The organism is Xanthomonas sp. Leaf148, assembly GCF_001423585.1.
Lineage (GTDB): Bacteria > Pseudomonadota > Gammaproteobacteria > Xanthomonadales > Xanthomonadaceae > Xanthomonas.
Genome location: NZ_LMOP01000012.1, coordinates 184308 through 202521, shown reverse-complemented (window position 1 = coordinate 202521; position 18214 = coordinate 184308). Strand labels below are relative to the sequence as shown.

At 66.3% G+C, this 18214-nt stretch carries 11 protein-coding genes and 3 other RNA genes; 11 read left to right on the top strand and 3 right to left on the bottom strand.

Going from position 1 to position 18214, the window contains the following annotated elements; translation table 11 throughout:
• The first annotated feature begins 68 nt into the window (after positions 1-68).
• Positions 69-1010, top strand: a complete 942-nt coding sequence (locus tag ASF90_RS17935) for a DUF808 domain-containing protein (protein WP_055853334.1) — start codon at positions 69-71, stop codon at positions 1008-1010.
• A gap of 14 nt (positions 1011-1024) precedes the next feature.
• Here the strand turns inward: ASF90_RS17935 and ASF90_RS22870 are convergent.
• Both ASF90_RS22870 and ASF90_RS17930 read right to left on the bottom strand, forming a co-directional pair.
• Positions 1025-1101, bottom strand: a non-coding RNA gene (locus ASF90_RS22870) — sX9 sRNA.
• A 59-nt stretch (positions 1102-1160) separates the two neighbouring features.
• The gene (locus tag ASF90_RS17930) at positions 1161-2789 is read right to left on the bottom strand and encodes a GGDEF domain-containing protein (RefSeq protein ID WP_055853332.1); all 1629 of its coding nucleotides are present in this window, start codon (positions 2787-2789) and stop codon (positions 1161-1163) included.
• 485 nt (positions 2790-3274) lie between these two features.
• Between ASF90_RS17930 and glgA the strand changes: the two genes are divergently transcribed.
• The 9 genes from glgA (at position 3275) to ASF90_RS22865 (ending at position 16656) form a co-directional block, all read left to right on the top strand.
• On the top strand, positions 3275-4858 hold the full coding sequence (gene glgA, locus ASF90_RS17925; protein ID WP_055853330.1) for a glycogen synthase GlgA: 1584 nt from the start codon (positions 3275-3277) through the stop codon (positions 4856-4858).
• Positions 4855-7089, top strand: coding sequence for a 1,4-alpha-glucan branching enzyme (locus tag ASF90_RS17920; RefSeq protein WP_055853328.1), 2235 nt, complete (start codon positions 4855-4857; stop codon positions 7087-7089). The genes glgA and ASF90_RS17920 overlap by 4 nt, the downstream gene beginning before the upstream one ends.
• A gap of 2 nt (positions 7090-7091) precedes the next feature.
• Positions 7092-8849, top strand: a complete 1758-nt coding sequence (gene treZ, locus ASF90_RS17915) for a malto-oligosyltrehalose trehalohydrolase (RefSeq protein WP_055853326.1) — start codon at positions 7092-7094, stop codon at positions 8847-8849.
• Entirely contained in the window at positions 8846-10777 is a 1932-nt protein-coding gene (locus ASF90_RS17910; RefSeq protein WP_055853324.1) for a 4-alpha-glucanotransferase, read from the top strand. Before treZ ends, ASF90_RS17910 begins: the two co-directional genes overlap by 4 nt.
• Positions 10774-13377, top strand: coding sequence for a malto-oligosyltrehalose synthase (treY, locus tag ASF90_RS17905; protein ID WP_055853321.1), 2604 nt, complete (start codon positions 10774-10776; stop codon positions 13375-13377). The genes ASF90_RS17910 and treY overlap by 4 nt, the downstream gene beginning before the upstream one ends.
• 24 nt (positions 13378-13401) lie before the next feature.
• Entirely contained in the window at positions 13402-13587 is a 186-nt protein-coding gene (locus ASF90_RS17900; RefSeq protein ID WP_055853319.1) for a DUF2934 domain-containing protein, read from the top strand.
• A 113-nt stretch (positions 13588-13700) separates the two neighbouring features.
• Positions 13701-15863: a glycogen debranching protein GlgX gene (glgX, locus tag ASF90_RS17895; protein ID WP_055853318.1), complete on the top strand. Its 2163-nt coding sequence runs from the start codon at positions 13701-13703 to the stop codon at positions 15861-15863.
• 16 nt (positions 15864-15879) lie between these two features.
• On the top strand, positions 15880-16512 hold the full coding sequence (locus tag ASF90_RS17890) for an NAD(P)H-binding protein (RefSeq protein WP_055853935.1): 633 nt from the start codon (positions 15880-15882) through the stop codon (positions 16510-16512).
• Positions 16513-16579: 67 nt separating this feature from the next.
• Positions 16580-16656, top strand: a non-coding RNA gene (locus tag ASF90_RS22865) — sX9 sRNA.
• A gap of 205 nt (positions 16657-16861) precedes the next feature.
• On the opposite strand, the gene ASF90_RS17885 is transcribed toward ASF90_RS22865, so the two are convergent.
• On the bottom strand, positions 16862-17620 hold the full coding sequence (locus ASF90_RS17885) for an SDR family NAD(P)-dependent oxidoreductase (RefSeq protein ID WP_055853316.1): 759 nt from the start codon (positions 17618-17620) through the stop codon (positions 16862-16864).
• A gap of 241 nt (positions 17621-17861) precedes the next feature.
• Here ASF90_RS17885 and ASF90_RS22860 point away from each other — a divergent pair.
• Positions 17862-17937, top strand: a non-coding RNA gene (locus tag ASF90_RS22860) — sX9 sRNA.
• The last annotated feature ends 277 nt before the right edge of the window (positions 17938-18214 follow it).

The following is an 18214-nucleotide window of genomic DNA, read 5'->3' as shown; positions in this document are numbered from 1 at the left end:
CCATGCGGGCGCAGGATCGGCGAGAATCCACGCCTACTCACGCACGACCACCCTCGAAGGACCTCCGCATGGCCGGTGCCAGCCTGTTTACCCTGCTCGACGACATCGCCACCCTGCTGGACGACGTTTCCATCCTGACCAAGGTTGCGGCCAAGAAAACCGCCGGCGTGCTGGGCGACGATCTGGCACTCAACGCGCAGCAGGTCACCGGCGTCAGCGCCGACCGCGAGTTGCCGGTGGTCTGGGCAGTCGCCAAGGGTTCGCTGGTCAACAAGGTGATCCTGGTGCCGGCGGCGTTGGCGATCAGCGCGCTGGAAGCCTGGCTGCGCGGACGCGGCTACAACGTGCCGCTGGTGATGCCGCTGATGATGATCGGCGGCGCGTACCTGTGCTTCGAAGGCGTGGAGAAGCTGGCGCACAAGTTCCTGCACGACGCGGACGAAGAGGCGCAGCGGCACGCCGAGCGCACCCGCGCGCTGGCCGACGAACAGGTCGATGTGGTGGCGCTGGAAAAGGACAAGGTCAAGGGCGCGATCCGCACCGACTTCATCCTGTCGGCGGAGATCATCGTGCTGTCGCTGGGCGTGGTGGCCGGTGTGTCGTTCGGCCAGCAGGTGGCAGTGCTGGTGGCGATCGCGCTGGCGATGACCATCGGCGTGTACGGCCTGGTTGCGGCGATCGTGAAGCTGGACGATCTGGGCCTGTACCTGACCCAGAAGGGCGCGTCGCTGGCGGCGCTAGGCCGCGGCATTCTGGTGGCCGCGCCATGGCTGATGAAGTTCCTGTCGGTAGCCGGCACGCTGGCGATGTTTCTGGTCGGCGGCGGCATCCTGGTTCACAACATCCCCGCGCTGCATCACCTCGTCATGGATCTGGCCAAGTCGGCCGGCAGCATGGGCTGGCTGGTCGAGGCGCTGAGCAACATGGTGGTCGGCGTGGTCGCCGGTGCGGTCGTGCTGGGAGCCGTGATGTTGTTCCAGAAGCTGCGCGGGAATAAGGCCGCGCACTGATCTTGTCCTAGAGCGGCTACCAGAACGTAGTGAGCATTCGGCAGGTGGGTGTGGACGGCGCGGAGGAATACGGAGCGGACGAGTGGACCATGCCGCACCGAGCACCTGCCGCGTCCGCCTGGCGGTGAGCAAGTCGTTTTGTCAGCCGCTCTAATCTGCGCTGATCACCCGGTTCTTGCCCGCGGCTTTGGCGTCGTACATGGCGCGGTCGGCGCGGCGCACCAGCTCGTCCTGGGTTTCGTCGGTATGGCGCAGCGCCACGCCTGCGCTGAAGCTGATGAAGATGCGCACGTCTTCGTGCAGCAAGGAGCGCTGCGCCATGGCACGTTGCAGGCGGATGACCGCCGCGCTGGCCTCGAAGATGGTCGAGTCCGGCAGCAGCAGCACGAATTCTTCGCCGCCGAAGCGGGCAATGGCATCGGTGGTACGCAATACCGCCTTGGCCACATCGACGGTGTGGCGTAGCGCGGCGTCGCCGCCGGCGTGGCCGTGGGCTTCGTTGAGGCGGCGGAAGTCGTCCAGGTCCAGCATCGCCACGCACAGCGGCTGGCCGCTGCGTTGGGTGCGCACCGCTTCGCGCTGAAACAGTTCTTCAAATCCACGCCGGTTGAGCGCGCCGGTCAGCTGGTCTTCGCGCACCAGTCCGGCGACTGCGTTGAGTTCCTGTTCGAGCGAGGCGATGCGTTGTTCGGCGTCTTCGACCTGGCGGCGTGCGGACAGCAGTTCGTCGCGCGCGGCCAGCGCCTGGGCCTGGACCCCGGCGGTGTCCTGCAGCACGTCCTGCAGCAGGCGGTTGAGATCGGGAATGCTGCGAGCGTCGCCGATCGCCTGCGAATAGCCGGCAACGCGGTCGTGGTACTCGCCGGTGCTGGTGGCCATGCCGTCGAGCCGGTCGACGAAGGACACCATCATTTCGCGCATGGCGCTCTTGGAATCGGCAATGCCCTGCTTGAGCAGGCCCTGCTTGTAGATCACCTCGCGCAGGGTGCCGCGCGCCTGTTCGATCGATTCCACGTCCAGCGGGCCGGCCAGCAGCTGCCGCACCACCGAGATCTGGCCCTGCAACCAGCTGCGATCGTCGAGGAGTTCGCCGACATTTTCCAACAATAGGTCGAACAAGCCGAGCAACAGGTTCTGTTGTTCGCTGGCATCCTCGGCGCGCAGGCCGATCTGATGGCTGAGCTCGCGCAGTCGCTGCTCCAGCGTGATCAGCTCATGCCCCGGGCGCCAATGGCGCAGGGCCGACGCCAGGGTCTGGGCTTCTTCGGCCAGCTCGGGGCTGCGTTGCAACAGGGTGGCCAGGGCATTGCCCAGCGCATGCCGCAGCAGGTCGCGTAACTGTTCGGCTTCGGTGCGGCCTTCGGCGATGGAGTCGCCGATATCGATGGTGCGGATGTATTTGTCGATTAGCTGGCGCAGCGTGCGGCCGTAGCCTGGCCAGTCGCCGGCCGCATAGGCCGCGCTAAGGCGCACACCCATGTCGCCGAGCTCACCATGCAGGCTGGCGATGCCTTCGGCGAACGCCAGCAGCAGTGCTTCGGGATGCGCGGCATGCGAAAACAGACGAACGAGCATCGCCGTGGCGGCCGCCGGATCGTGCGCGCCGGACTTGGTCTTGGCGGGAACCAGCTGATGTGCCGCCAGCCCCGACGCGGCATGCGCGCTGCCGCGCACGCTCGGCAGCGCAGCGACCGGCCGCGCGGTGTCCGTGCCGCCCCAGGGCAACAGACGGCGCAGCCCGCCACGCGGGCGGCTTGGAAGGTCAGGCTGGTCGGTCATGCCAGGTCTCGAAAGGTCGACGTGCTATCGCTGGTTATCGGCGCGTATGCGAGTCGCTTGAGCAGACCGGACCGTACGGCGCAGTCCGCAGCATGCATCCAATCGCAACGCTGCGATGCGATGCATGACGCGAACGTCGGCATGAACAAGTTACACAGATGACGACGACCACAGCTGCACTCTCCCGCATTCGGTGCATCTCAGTGCCTATGCACCGATGCGGGGATGTCATCGCACTGCAATGCATCGCTTATGCCCGCAGACCTGCGCAACTGTGCGTAAAGGAATGTGGGCTGTCGCAGAAAAGTCAGCACATGTTCACGCATATTTTATTTGTACGGGGTGTAGATTCATCACCAAGGACAACGTGGAGTACGCGCGTGGTCCCTGCTCCTCATTCGTAGCATGTCGTCTGGCCACATCGGCAGACGATGGTTTTCGCTTCGCCGTTTTCCGTCTCCACCCACTTTACGACGGACGTTTAGATGGTTGCCACGATGCCGCTTCACGCCAGCACTGCACGCTTAGAGCGCAGCACGATGATCCCCACGCTGAAGAAGAGCGGGCGGCCGCGTGATGCACGCGGGCGTTTCATTCGCCATCACGAGCGATTGCCGGTGTCGCTGGCCGATACGCGCGGTGCGTTGTTCGTGGTGTCGGAGATGGCCGACTTCATCAAGGCTGGCGGTCTGGGCGATGTCGCGGCGGCACTGCCGCGCGCGCTGCGCCATCGCTACGACGTGCGTGTGTTGATCCCCGGCTACCGCGCGGTGCTCGAGCGTGCCGGCAAGGTGGAGATCGTGGGCCGCGTGTTGGCGCATGCCGCGCTGCCGGCCTGCGATATCGGCCGCATCGTGCAGTCCGATGGCTTGCCGATCTACATCCTGTTGTCCAAGGAACTGTTCGAACGCGATGGCTCGCCGTATGTGAGCACCAGCGGTTCGGAGTTCGAAGACAATGCAATCCGCTTCGCCACTTTGTCGCATGCCGCCGCGCAGATTGCCGCCGGTCATGCCGGCCTGGGCTGGAAGCCGCGCCTGCTGCATCTCAACGACTGGCCGTGCGCGCTGGCGGCCGGCTACGTGCGTTGGTCCGGCGGCACCACCCCGTGCCTGCTCACCATCCATAACCTGGCCTACCAGGGCCTGGTGCCGTATTCGATGGCATCGGCACTGGGCATCCCGGCCGAGCGGGTGGCCGAGCTGGAGTTCTACGGGCAGATGTCGTTCCTGCGTGGCGGTATCGTCAATGCCGACCACGTCAACACCGTCAGCATCAGTTATGCCAAGCAGATCACCGGCCCGGCGCAGGGCTGTGGGCTGGACCGGCTGCTGGCCGGCCGCGCTGCCAAGGGCGCGCTGACCGGCATCGTCAACGGCATCGACGCCAGCTGGGACCCGCGCACCGACGTCCACCTGGATTCGCACTTCAGCGTGAACCAGTGGCAGGGCCGGCAGGCCAATGCTGGCCAGGTGCGCAAGGCTTTCGGGCTGCGCGACAGCACCGGGCCGTTGTTTGCGGTGGTGTCGCGGTTGGTGCATCAGAAGGGCCTGGACCTGATCTGCGAGGTTGCCCCGCAGATCGTGGCGGCCGGTGGCCAGATCGCCGTGATCGGCGGTGGCGAGCCGGAGATCGAACAACAGGTGGCCGAGTTGACCCGCCGGTATCCCGGCCAGGTCGGTGCCTTCATCGGCTTCGAGGAAGGCCTGGCGCGGCGCATGTTCGCCGGTGCGGACTTCCTGCTGATGCCGTCGCGCTTCGAGCCTTGCGGCCTGAGCCAGATGTACGCGCAGCGCTTCGGCTGCCTGCCGATCGCACACGCCACCGGTGGGCTGATCGATACCGTGGACGACGGCGTCACCGGTTTCCTGTTCCAGCACGCCAGCGTGGAGGCCTTGCGCCGCTGCCTGGAACGCGCGTTCCGCACCTTCCGGCTGCCCAGCCTGCTGTCGGCGATGCGCCGCGCGGCCATGCTGCGTCCCAGCGGCTGGGATGTGGCCGGCAAGAAGTATCTGTCCCTTTACGAACGCACCGCCGCAACCGCACCTGCGCTTGCGACGGTGTCATGAGCGAACGGTTGGGCGTGCAAGGGCAGGGAACGGAAGGCGAGGCTGTGACCACGGAAGGAGTGTCTGATAGCGCGCTTGCCTTGCAGGCGCTGGCCGACGGAGCGCCCACCGACGCGTTCGCGGTGCTGGGCCCGCATCTGCAGGCCGATGGCCGCCGCCGCATTCGGGTGCTGGCACCTGGCGCCGAGGCGATGGGCCTGATCGATCCACGCGGCAAGTTGCTGGCGCGCATGCAGGCCGGCGCAGTCGATGGCGTGTTCGAAGGCGAGCTGGCGGTCGATGGACCGTATCGGCTGCGCATCGTCTGGCCGGACGTAGTGCAGGAGATCGAAGACCCGTACGCGTTTGCCCCCACCCTGGACGAGTCGCTGCTGCTGCAGATCGCCGCCGGCGATGGGCAGGCGTTGCGCAGCACGCTGGGCGCACAGCATCTGCGCTGCGACGATGTGCCGGGCGTACGCTTTGCGGTCTGGGCGCCACACGCGCAGCGCGTGGCGGTGGTGGGCGACTTCAATGGCTGGGAGGCGCGGCGCCATCCCATGCGTCAGCGTCTCGGCGGCTTCTGGGAGCTGTTTCTGCCGCGTGTGGAAGCCGGCGCCCGCTACAAATACGCGATCACCGCCGCCGATGGCCGTGTGCTGCTCAAGGCCGATCCGGTCGCGCGCCAGAGCGAGCTGCCGCCGGCCACCGCCTCGGTCGTGCCCGGTGGCGCCGCGTTTGCGTGGACCGATGCCGAGTGGATGGGCAAGCGTGCGGTGCAGGCATTGCCGGCGCCGATGTCCATCTACGAGGTGCACGCTGCTTCGTGGCGCCGCGATGGCCACAACCAGCCGCTGGACTGGCCCAGTCTGGCCAGGCAACTGATCCCGTATGTGCAGGAACTGGGTTTCACCCATCTTGAGTTGCTGCCGATCACCGAGCACCCGTTCGGCGGCTCGTGGGGCTACCAGCCGCTGGGCCTGTATGCGCCGACTGCCCGTCACGGTAGCCCGGATGGCTTTGCGCAGTTCGTCGATGCCTGCCACCGTGCCGGTATCGGCGTGATCCTGGATTGGGTCAGCGCGCACTTTCCCGATGATGCGCACGGCCTGGCGCAGTTCGATGGCGCCGCGCTGTACGAGCATGCCGACCCGCGCGAAGGCATGCATCGCGACTGGAATACGCTGATCTACAACTACGGCCGTCCGGAAGTGACCGCCTACCTGTTGGGCAGCGCGCTGGAGTGGATCGACCATTACCACCTCGACGGCCTGCGCGTGGATGCGGTGGCCTCGATGCTGTACCGCGATTACGGCCGTGCCGAAGGCGAATGGGTGCCCAACGCGCACGGTGGCCGCGAGAATCTGGAGGCGGTGGCGTTCTTGCGCCAGCTCAACCGCGAGATTGCCGCGCGCCATCCGGGCGTGCTGACCATTGCCGAAGAATCCACCGCCTGGCCCGGCGTGACCGCGCCGATCAGCGACGGCGGGCTGGGCTTTACGCACAAGTGGAACATGGGTTGGATGCACGACACGCTGAGCTATATGCAGCGCGATCCTGCCGAGCGCGCGCAACACCACAGCCAGCTCACCTTCGGCCTGGTGTACGCGTTCTCCGAACGCTTCGTGTTGCCGCTGTCGCACGACGAAGTTGTGCATCGCACCGGCGGCCTGCTTGGGCAGATGCCGGGTGACGACTGGCGCCGCTTCGCCAACCTGCGCGCGTATCTGGCGCTGATGTGGGCGCATCCGGGCGACAAACTGGTGTTCATGGGCGCCGAATTCGGCCAGTGGAGCGATTGGAATCACGACCAGTCGCTGGACTGGCATCTGCTCGACGGCGCGCCGCATCGCGGCGTGCAGCAACTGGTGGGCGATCTCAATGCCACCTTGCGCCGCGTGCCGGCGCTGTATCGCAGCACGCATCGCGCCGACGGCTTCGACTGGAGCGTGGCCGACGACGCGCGCAATAGCGTGCTGGCCTTCATTCGTCACGATCCCGAAGGCGGTGCGCCGCCCTTGCTGGCGGTGAGCAACCTCACCCCGCAACCGCAGCACGACTACCGCGTGGGAGTGCCGCGCGCCGGCATCTGGCGCGAAATCCTCAATACCGACAGTGCCCGTTACGGCGGCAGCAACCTCGGCAACAGCGGTCGTCTTGCGACCGAGCCGATGGGCATGCATGGGCATACGCAACGTCTGCGCCTGACTCTGCCGCCGCTGGCCACGATCTACCTGCAAGCGGAGAAATAACAATGAACCAGCGCAACGACATCATCCCGGCCTGGGGCGCATGGCCAGCGGGTGAGGGACAGGTGCGCTTCGCGCTCTGGGCACCCGACGCAACGCGCGTGGAAGTGGTCTTCGACGACGGCACGCGTAGCGCGCTGCAGGCCGGGCAGGACGGGTTCTTCACCGCCACCCTGGCCTGCGCGGCAACCGCGCGCTATCGCTACAGCGTGGATGGCGGCGCGCCGGTGCCGGACCCGGCCTCGCGCTGGCAGCCTGATGGCGTGCACGGCGCCAGCGCCGTGCAGCCCACCGACGGCTACCGCTGGAGCAACACGCAGTGGCAGGGCCGTCCGTGGGACGAGGCGGTGATCTATGAGCTGCACGTGGGCACCTGCGGCGGCTATGCCGGCGTGCAGGCGCAGTTGCCGCAGCTGGCCGCGATGGGCATCACCGCCATCGAGCTGATGCCGTTGAGCGCCTTCCCCGGTGCGCACAACTGGGGCTACGACGGCGTGCTGCCGTATGCGCCGGCCGACGCCTATGGCACGCCCGACGCACTCAAGGCGTTGATCGATGCTGCGCACGGCCACGGCCTGATGGTCTTGCTGGACGTGGTCTACAACCACTTCGGCCCGGACGGCAATTACCTGCACAGCTATGCCGGCGCGTTCTTCAATGCAGACAAGCCCACCCCGTGGGGCGCGGCGATCGACTTCCACAAGCCGCCGGTGCAGCGCTATTTTCTCGATAACGCATTGATGTGGTTGCACGAATACCGCTTCGACGGCTTGCGCCTGGATGCGGTGCACGCGATCACGCCCAATGCATTTCTGGACACCTTGCGCGAGACCGTGGAGACCAGCCTGCCGTCTGGCCGCCACGTGCATCTGGTGCTGGAAAACGAGGCCAACCAGGCCTCGCAATTGCAACGCGGCTACACCGCGCAGTGGGACGACGATTTCCACAACGCCTTGCATGTATTGCTGACCGGGGAGGCCGAAGGCTATTACGCCGCCTTCGCCGACAAGCCCACCGAGCATCTGGCGCGCGTGCTCAGCGAAGGCTTTGCGTATCAGGGCGAGCCGGACCCGCGTGGCCACGTGCGTGGCGAGCCCAGTGGTGCGCTGCCGCCGTACAAGTTTGTGGTGTTTGCGCAGAATCACGACCAGATCGGCAACCGTGCGCGTGGCGAGCGGCTGACCGTGCTGGTCGCGCAGCCGCGCTTGCGCGCAGCGTTGGCGTTGACCGCATTGACGCCGATGATTCCGCTGTTTTTCATGGGCGAGCCCTGGGGCGCGACGCAGCCGTTCCTGTTCTTTACCGACTTCGGGCCGCCGCTGGATGAGGCGGTGCGCGAAGGGCGGCGTCGCGAGTTCGCGCACTTTGCCGCGTTCGCGGATGAAGCGCAGCGCGCCACCATTCCCGACCCCAACAGCCATGCCACCTTCGCCGCCTCGCGCTCGCCGATCGGCGATGCAGCGCACGGCGACGGCGCGCAGTGGGCAGCGTGGTTCACTGCGCTGCTCGCCGCGCGTCGGCAGTGGTTGGTGCCCGGCCTTGCGGACGCGCGCGCGGTGCGTGCCAGCGTGCTGGCCGATGGCGCGCTCACGGCCACCTGGGAGCTGCCGGACGGGCTGTGGCATATCGCCTTCAACGTCGGCAGCGCGGCCGTGCCGTTGCCGCCACTACGTGGGCGCGTGGCGTTTGCCGAAAACGTGGATATCTCCGCGCAGCAGTTGTCGGTCGACAGTTTCATTGCCTGGCATGAGGACCGCACATGAGCACGAACACCTTGCACACCCTGGCCGCCGCGGCCGGGGTGATGGTGGAGTGGGTGGACGCCAGCGACCAACCGCGGCAGGTCTCCGAGCAATCGGTGCAGGCGGTATTGACCGCCCTCGAATTGCCATCGGCCACTGCCGCACAACGCGAAGACAGCCTGCGACGCTGCAAGGCGCAGGCAGATGAGCCGGCAGTGCTGCTCACCGTGCAGGTGGGCGCGGCGTTGCCGTTGCGCGTTGCCGCCAATGCGGGTGGCCGCTGGACCGATGACAACGGCAGCACCGAAGAAGCACGTGCGGATGCGCAGGGGCAATTGCTTGCACCGCAGCGTTTTGGTTATTGGACGCTACAGATCGGTGCGCTGACCCAGCAGGTGGCAGTCGCGCCGCACCGCTGTTTCAGCGTGGCCGATGCCTGCGGCCAGCCGTCGCCGCGTGCCTGGGGCATGGCGCTGCAGGTGTATTCGGCCTGCAGCCTCGATGATGGTGGCATCGGCGATGCTGCCGGCGCTGTCGATTGGCTGCGGCACGCGGCGCTGGCTGGCGCCGATGCGCTGGCACTGAGCCCGGTGCATGCCTCGCGCCCGATCACCGGTGGTTACAGCCCGTATTCGCCGAGTGACCGACGCTTTTTCGATCCCTTGCATGCCGCACCGGTTCGCGTATTGGGCGAACTGGCGCTGGAGGCGATCGACGAGATCGCAGGCCTGCGCCAGCGCTTCGATACGCTGCACACCAATGCATTGATCGACTGGCCCGCCTCGGCGCAGGCCAAGTGGGAGCTGTTGCGCCATCTGCATGCGCGCGTGGCGCCGGATCATGCCGATCTGCTCGCCTTCCGCACTGCAGGCGGTGCAGCGCTGGACGGATTCGCACGCTTCGCCGCGCAGGATTTTGGCGACAACGATCCGCAGCTGCATGTGTTCACCCAATGGCTGGCAGCGCGCAGTTGGTCCGATGCGCAGCGCGAAGCGCACGAGCGCGGCATGAAAATCGGCCTGATCGCCGATCTGGCGGTGGGCTTCGACCCCAACGGTGCCGAAGCCGCTGCGGCCGCCGACACGGTGTTGCGTGGCCTGGTGTTGGGCGCGCCGCCGGATGCCTTCAATGCCGATGGCCAGCATTGGGGCATCGGTGCGTATTCGCCCACCGCCTTGCGACGCAGCGGGTTTGCGCCGTACATCGCGCTGCTACGCGCGGTGCTGCGCGATCGCGGCGGGATCCGCATCGATCACATTCTTGGCCTGTTGCGGTTGTGGGTGGTGCCCGAGGGTGCCGGCTCCAACGCAGGCGCCTATCTGGCATACCCGCTGCACGATTTGCTCAATCTGCTGGCGCTGGAATCGTGGCGTCACCGCGCCATTGTGATCGGCGAAGATCTGGGCGTGGTGCCGCCGGGCATCCGCGAAGAACTCTCGCGCCGCGGCGTGATGGGCATCGATGTGCTGATGTTCACCCGCGACGAAGATGGTGCATTCATCGCGCCCGGCTTGTGGCGCCCGGATGCGGTAGCCACCACCACCACCCATGATCTGCCCACGCTTACCGGCTGGCGCGCTGGCCGTGATATCGACTGGCGTCGCAAGCTCGCGCTGATCAAGCCTGAGCAAGCCAGCGACGACGCAAACCACCGTGCCAAGGATGTCGCGCGGCTGGATGCGGCGGTGGAACACGTCGGCCTGTCCAGCGACGATGCGCTGCTGGGCGCGCTGCGGTTTACCGCCAGCAGCGTGTCGCCGCTGGCCTTGCTGCCGGCCGAAGACGCACTGGCGCTGGACGAACAACCCAATCTGCCGGGCACCGTCGAAGTCCATCCCAACTGGCGTCGACGCCTGCCCGATCCCTTGCCGCATGCGCGCCTGACCACGGCGCTGCAGGGCTTTGCCGAGGCGCGTCGCGTCGCGGCCGTTTCGGAACCACAGTCATGATCGATCTTCGCGCCACCGCCCGCCTGCAGCTGCATGCCGGCTTCACCTTGCACGATGCGCTTGCGCAGGTGCCGTACTACGCCGGCCTTGGCATCAGCCATCTGTATCTGTCGCCGATCGGCACTGCGGTGCCGGGCTCGACGCACGGCTACGACAATATCGACCCGTCCGTTGTCAACCCGGAACTCGGTGGCGAAGCGGCGTTGATCGCGTTGTCGCAGGCTGCGCGCGAACACGGCATGGGTCTGATCGCCGACATCGTGCCCAACCACATGGCCACCCACGCGCAGAACGCCTGGTGGTGGGATGTGTTGCGCAACGGCCGCAGCGCCAAGCATGCCGACTGGTTCGATATCGACTGGCGTGCGCCGGGTCGCGATGGAAAGTTGTGGCTGGCAGTGCTGGACCGCCCGTACGCCACCGCGCTGGCCGACGGCCTGATCACGCTGGTGATCCAGGACGACGGCAGTGCCGCACTGGCGCATTACGACCAGCGTTATCCGATTCGTCCGCAGACGCTGGACATTCCGGAACCATCCGTACGGGCGCAGTGGCTGCGCGACTACAACGACGGTGCCAAGCGTGGCGATGGCCGCCTGCACAAGGTGATCGAACGCCAGCCGTATCGATTGAACTGGTGGCGGGTGGGCAACGACATGCTCAACTACCGCCGTTTCTTCGACATCACCTCGCTGGTGGCGTTGCGGGTCGAGCTGCCGGCGGTGTTCGATGCGGTGCATGCGCTGCCGCTGCGGCTGGTGGCCGAAGGGCACCTGGACGGCCTGCGCATCGACCATGTGGACGGGCTCACCGACCCCACCAGTTACGTGCGCAAGCTGCGCAGCCGGCTGGATGCGGCCGGGCGCACGCGCGGGCTCAAGCCCGGCACGCTGGGCCTGTATCTGGAAAAGATCCTCGCCCCCGGCGAGCATCTGCCGGCCGACTGGCCCTGCGATGGCACTACCGGTTACGACTTCATGGACCAGGTCGGCGGCGTGTTGCACGACGCGGCCGGCTTCAAGCCGTTGGCGCGTGCCTGGCAACGCGTGAGCGGACGCAGTGGCGACTTCGCGCAGGAAGAACGCGCGGCCCGCGATGAAATCCTGCGTGGCCCGCTGCAGACCGAATTCAATCGCGCCGTGGGTGCGTTGTCGGCGCTGGCACGCCTGGACCCTCCAACACGCGAGTTCAGCCCGCAGATGCTCGCACGCGGTCTGTGTGTGCTGCTGCGCTGGTTCCCGGTGTATCGCACCTATGCCGGTGCCAAGGGCGTCACCGGCAGCGAGGCAGAGCGGCTGCGCAGCACCGCTGCGCGTGCCCGCGACGGCATGCCGGAGTCGATCGTTGCAGCGGTCGACGCCATCGAGCGCTGGTTGCTGGACGATGCCGGTGCCGACCGCGCGCAGATCGCCTTGCGGCGCATCCTGCGTCGCCGCGTGGAGCAGCTGTCCGCACCGCTCAATGCCAAGTCGGTGGAAGACACCGCGTTTTACCGGCACGGCGTGCTGTTGTCGCGCAACGAGGTCGGCAGCCATCCGACCCACTTCGCCAACGAGGCCGCCGAGTTCCACGCGCAGAATCAGCAGCGCGCCAAGCACTACCCGCGCGCGCTGCTGGCCACTGCCACCCACGATCACAAGCGCGGCGAAGACCTGCGCATGCGGCTGGCGGTGCTGTCCGAGCAGCCGAAGTGGTGGGTCGAGCAGAGCGCCCAATTCGATGCCCTGGCCCAGACGCTGGAATCGCCGGCGCTGGCTGGTGGCGACCAGCAAATGCTGTGGCAGACGCTGGTGGCGGCCTGGCCCATCGGGCTTGGCGCCGATCAGGCCGAGCCGCTCGCCGCCTATGCCGAGCGCGTGGCGCAGTGGCTGCTCAAGGCGGTGCGCGAAGCCAAGCTGCATACCAGCTGGACCGATGGCTCTGCCGAGTACGAACAGGCCGTGCAGGCCACCGTGGAGCAGGTGCTGAGCAGTCGTGCCGGGTTGCCACTACGCCGCGCGCTGTTACGCGCCAGCAACCACATCGCCGCGGCCGGTGCGCGTAATTCGCTGGTGCAAACCACCTTGCGCCTGACCGTGCCCGGTGTGCCCGACCTGTATCAGGGCACCGAAGGCTGGGATCTTTCGCTGGTGGACCCGGACAACCGCCGCCCGGTGGATTACACGCAGCGGCAGCAGTGGCTGCGGCAGGCGCGCGATTTCAATACGCTGCTGCGCGGCTGGCGCGATGGCGCAGTCAAGGCGCGTCTCACCGCTGTACTGCTGCAGCTGCGCAGCGAACATCCGGCGCTGTTTGCGAAGGGCGACTACCAGCCATTGAACGTCGCGGCCAGCGGCGCTGCGCAGGTGCTGGCGTTCCGTCGTCAGTACCGGGGCCAGTCGTTGGTGGTAGCGATCACCCGGCTGGGTGCCGGTGCGCACAGCGAAGGCGATCTGCCGTTGCTGGTGCCGCCGGCCAGTTGGGGTCAGGCGTCGTTGGCATTGCCGGAAGCCACATACCGTAATGTGCTCGACGGCAGCACGCTGCAGCCGCAGCGCGGCCGCGTGGCGCTATCCACGGTGTTTGCACGTGCGCCGGTGGCAGTGTTGTTGACCCCGTAATCGACCTTGAGGGAAATGTACGCAATGAATGACACGGAACGGCAAGCGCGGCTTCGCCAGTTGGCACAGGAGATCTGGGAGGCTGAAGGCCGCCCGGACGGGCATGCGCACCGCCACTGGGCGATGGCCGAGCGGCTGGTGGATGCCGAAGAACGCGCGGCTGAGCAGTCCGCCGAGCACGCGGCCACGCCGATCACTGCGCGCCAGTAACGCGGTGTCTGCCACCTTGCGTGGGTTGTGCCGCGCGTCCCTGCAAGCGTGCACAGCCCGCCGCAGCCGCACACCGCGCATTGTCTTGAGTTCACCGTTTTAAGGAGTTACCGATGGCCACTCGCAAGTTCACTCAGCGCTCGCGCATCCGCGAAGGCCGTCCCAACCCCCTCGGCGCCACCTGGGACGGTTTGGGCGTCAATTTTGCGCTGTATTCGCGCAATGCCACGCGCGTGGAGTTGTGCCTGTTCGACGAGCGTGGCCGCGAGCAGGAGCGCATCGCGCTGCCCGAATACACCGATGAGGTCTGGCACGGCTATTTGCCCGACGCCCGCCCCGGTCAGCTGTACGGCTACCGCGTGCATGGGCCCTACGCCCCCGAGGCCGGGCATCGCTTCAACCACAACAAACTGCTGCTGGACCCGTATGCCAAGCAGATTGTCGGCGAACTCAAATGGGCGCCGCATCTGTTCGGGTACACCATTGGTCACCGCGACAAGGACCTGAGTTTCGATCGCCGCGACAGTGCGGCATTCATGCCTAAATCCGCGGTGATCGACCCGGCCTTCACCTGGGGCCAGGACCGCCCGCCGCAGACGCCCTGGAACCGCACGGTGATCTACGAAGCGCACGTGCGCGGGTTGAGCATGCTGCACCCGGCGGTGCCGCCGGAAGAACGCGGCACGTTCTCGGCGCTGAAGACCGACGAGCTGATCGACCACATCAGCTCACTCGGCGTTACTGCGGTGGAACTGCTCCCTGTTCACGCGTTCGTCGACGACCAATACCTGCTGGAAAAAGGCCTGCGCAATTACTGGGGCTACAACACGCTCGGGTTCTTTGCGCCACAGGGCCGCTACATGTCCACGCGCACCGTGGCCGAGTTCAAGCAGATGGTGGCGCGGCTGCACCACGCTGGCCTGGAAGTGCTGCTGGACGTGGTCTACAACCACACCGCCGAAGGCAACGAGCTGGGGCCGACGCTGTCGTTCAAGGGCATCGACAACGCCAGTTACTACCGCCTGGCCGACGATCGCCGCTTCTATATCAACGACACCGGCACCGGCAACACCTTCGACCTGACCAACGTCGGCGCGCTGCGCATGGTGATGGATTCGCTGCGTTACTGGGTGCAGGAAATGCACGTGGACGGCTTCCGCTTCGATCTGGCCAGCATCCTGGGCCGCGAGCGCTACGGTTTCGATCCGTCGGGCAGCTTTCTGGATGCGGTGCGGCAGGACCCGGTGTTGAGCCAGACCAAGTTGATCGCCGAGCCGTGGGATATCGGCCCCGGTGGCTACCAGGTCGGCAATTTCCCGCCGGGTTGGGTGGAGTGGAACGACAAGTTCCGCGACAACGTGCGCGCGTTCTGGCGCGGCGATGGCGGGCAACTGGCCGAGTTGGCCACGCGTCTGACCGGCTCTGCCGATCTGTTCGATCACAGCGGCCGCCGGCCGACCGCGTCGGTCAATTTCGTCACCGCGCACGACGGGTTCACCCTGCGCGATCTGGTCAGTTATGAGGGCAAGCACAACCTCGCCAACGGCGAAGACGGCAGGGACGGCAGCGACCACAATATCTCCGCCAATTACGGCGTTGAAGGCGAGACCAACGACGCGGCGATCAAGCAGCTGCGCCGTCAACAAATGCGCAATCTGCTCGCCACCTTGCTGCTTTCGCAAGGCACGCCGATGCTGTTGGCCGGCGATGAATTCGGCCATAGCCAGAACGGCAACAACAACGCGTATTGCCAGGACAACGAGCTGAGCTGGATCGACTGGACGGCCGCTACCAAGGCTGCCGCTGCCGATCAGGCCGCGTTCGTGCGCCGCTTGATCCGCATCCGTCAGCGTTACCCGTTGCTGCATCGCGCACGCTTCTTCGACGGCAAGTTCGACGAAGCGCTGGGCTTGCGGGATCTCACCTGGCTGGCGCCCAACGGCACCGAGATGGACGAAGCCGGTTGGCACGACCCGGAAGCGCGCGCGCTGATGCTGCGCCTGGATGGCCGCTCGCCGACTACCGGCCTGCGCGAGATCGCCGCCAACGTCACCTTGCTGATGCTGATCAATGCCGCCTCCACCACTGTGTCGTTCACGCTGCCGGCCATGCACGACGAACACTGGCGCGTGCTGGTCGACACCGCACGTCATGGCGGCCGCGTGGTGGCCGGCGGCAGCGAGTGGAAGGCGCCCGCGCACTCGCTCACCTTGCTGGCAGTGGAGCGCGACCGCGTGATCAGCAGTGCGCGCATCGTCTCCGAAGGTGGGCGTTGATGAGCGGAGTGGCCTGATGGATGTGTTGTTGGCAGGGGCGACCGGTCTGGTCGGGAAACAGGTGTTGCAGCAGCTGCTCGCCGATGCGCGCTGCACGGGCGTGGTGGCGCTGACGCGTCGCCCGCTGACGCAGATCCATCCCAAACTGCGCAACCAGGTGATCGATTTCGAGCGCCTGGACCACTGGACCGCACCGCGTATGGAATCGGCCATCTGCACGTTGGGCAGCACCATGAAACAGGCTGGTTCGCGCGACGCGTTCTATCGCATCGACCACGATTACCCGCTGGCCCTGGCGCGCGCTGCCTGCGCGCAGGGCACCTCGGTGTTCGTGCTGAACTCGGCGGCCGGAGCAGATGCGCAATCGCGCATCTTCTACAACCGCGTCAAGGGCGAACTGGAACGCGATCTGCGCACGATCGGCTTCCCCTCGCTGACCTTCGTACGCCCTGGGCTGATCGGCGGCGAACGCGAAGAACGCCGCACCGGCGAACACCTCGGCAGCCTGGTGCTTGGTGCACTCGGCCCGATCCTGCCACGGCGCTTCCGCATCAATCCAGCCGAGCGCATTGCCGCCGCGATGGTCACCGCCGCGCTATCGCCGGCACGTGGCGAGCATAGTGTCGAGGCGGCGGAACTGGCTGGCTAAGAGCAGCTAACAAAACGACTGTGCTCACTGCCAGGCGGGCGCGGACGCGGACGGTGCTCGGTACGGCATGGACCACTCGTACACTCCGGTTCTGAGCGCGCCGTCCACACCCACCTGACGACTGCTCGCTATGTTGTGTGAGCCACGCTAAATACTGCCACCGCCATGCAGTGATGCATGCACGTATCGCTGCATGGAGACAGCTTCATGACAACGCAGGGCGCAACAGCTGCCTGCGTAGGAGCGTGCCTGCGCGCGACGTCGTGTACCGAGATGGCCTCATTGCACAAAACAACACGTTCCTACCAAGCGTTGCGCACTGGCAGTCTTCCATCAACGCACGCGCTGATCACACCCCCAACGACTGCCCGCCATCCACCGCCAGCACCTGCCCGGTGATCCAACGCGCCTGCGGCGATGCGAGGAACATCGCTGCATCGGCGATGTGCTGCACCTGCCCGAAGCCGCCAAACGGAATGCTGTCGCGGATGCGTGCGTAGAGTTCCGGTTCGTCGCGACTGCGCTTGTCCCAGAGTCCATCCGGGAACTCGATGGAGCCCGGTGCGATCGCATTAACGCGGATGCGGTCGCGCGCAAGTTCTGCAGCGAGTGTGGTGGTGTAGTAATTGAGCGCGGCCTTGGCGGTGGAATAGGCGATCGCGCGCGGTGTGGGGCGCTGGGCGTTGATGGAGCTGATGTTGAGGATCACCGCTGCGTCGCTGGTGCGCAGATGCGCCAGCGCGGCGCGGTTGCAGCGCACTGCCGCCATCAGGTCAACATCCAGCCCTGCCTGCCAACTGGCGTCGTCGTTGCCATGACCGTAGCCGGAGGCATTGTTGATCACCACGTCCAGGCCGCCCAGCGCCTGCGCCGCGGCCTGCACGTATGCTTCGATCTGCGCTGCATCGGCAAGATCGCAGGGCAGGGTATGTACCGGCGTGCCGTAGGCTTCCAGCGTCTGCGCCGCCTGGGTCAGGCCGTCTGCACTGCGCGCGCAGATCGATACGTGAGCGCCGCTACGCACAAACGCCTCTGCGATCGCCAGGCCGATGCCGCGGCTACCCCCGGCGATCAGCACGCGTTGTGTACGGTGTGCAGAAAGAGGCATGGCGTTACTCATTGCGGAAAACCCGCATTATCGAACAGCTTGGTGCCGACGTGGCCGATGCGTGCGCTGGCCGTTGTGCTGTCCAGGCGTAAGGCGTCATCGCATAAAGCGCAGCAACAGTCTGCACAGCGCTGCCCATGTCGATTAGAGAGTCGTGCGACAACACCTGATGCTGCGCTTAGAGCAGCTAACAGAAGGATTGGATGCCCGCCAGGCTGGCGCGGCCGGTGCTCGGTGCTGCATGGGCCACTCGTCCACTCCGGTTCTTATGCGCCGTCCGCACCCACCTGACGACTGCTCGCTACGTTTTGTCAGCCGCTCTTCGTTCGGATACAGACGCCCCGCCATAAAACGCGGTCGCCAGCGCGACATCAGCGCCGGCACAGAGTCGCCACCATCTCCAAAATCACACCAACACCAACATCAACATCAACACCAAATCTCGAAGCTCGACGCAGCTGCACCTCGACAAGGCACTTCGTCAGCCCCGGAGGCGACCCGGCGTGCATTGCGCAGCGCAAGCCAAACCCACCACACGCACCCCGCATCGGCAGCACCCATTGCAGTGGCGGCCGCTGTCATCTCACTGCCATC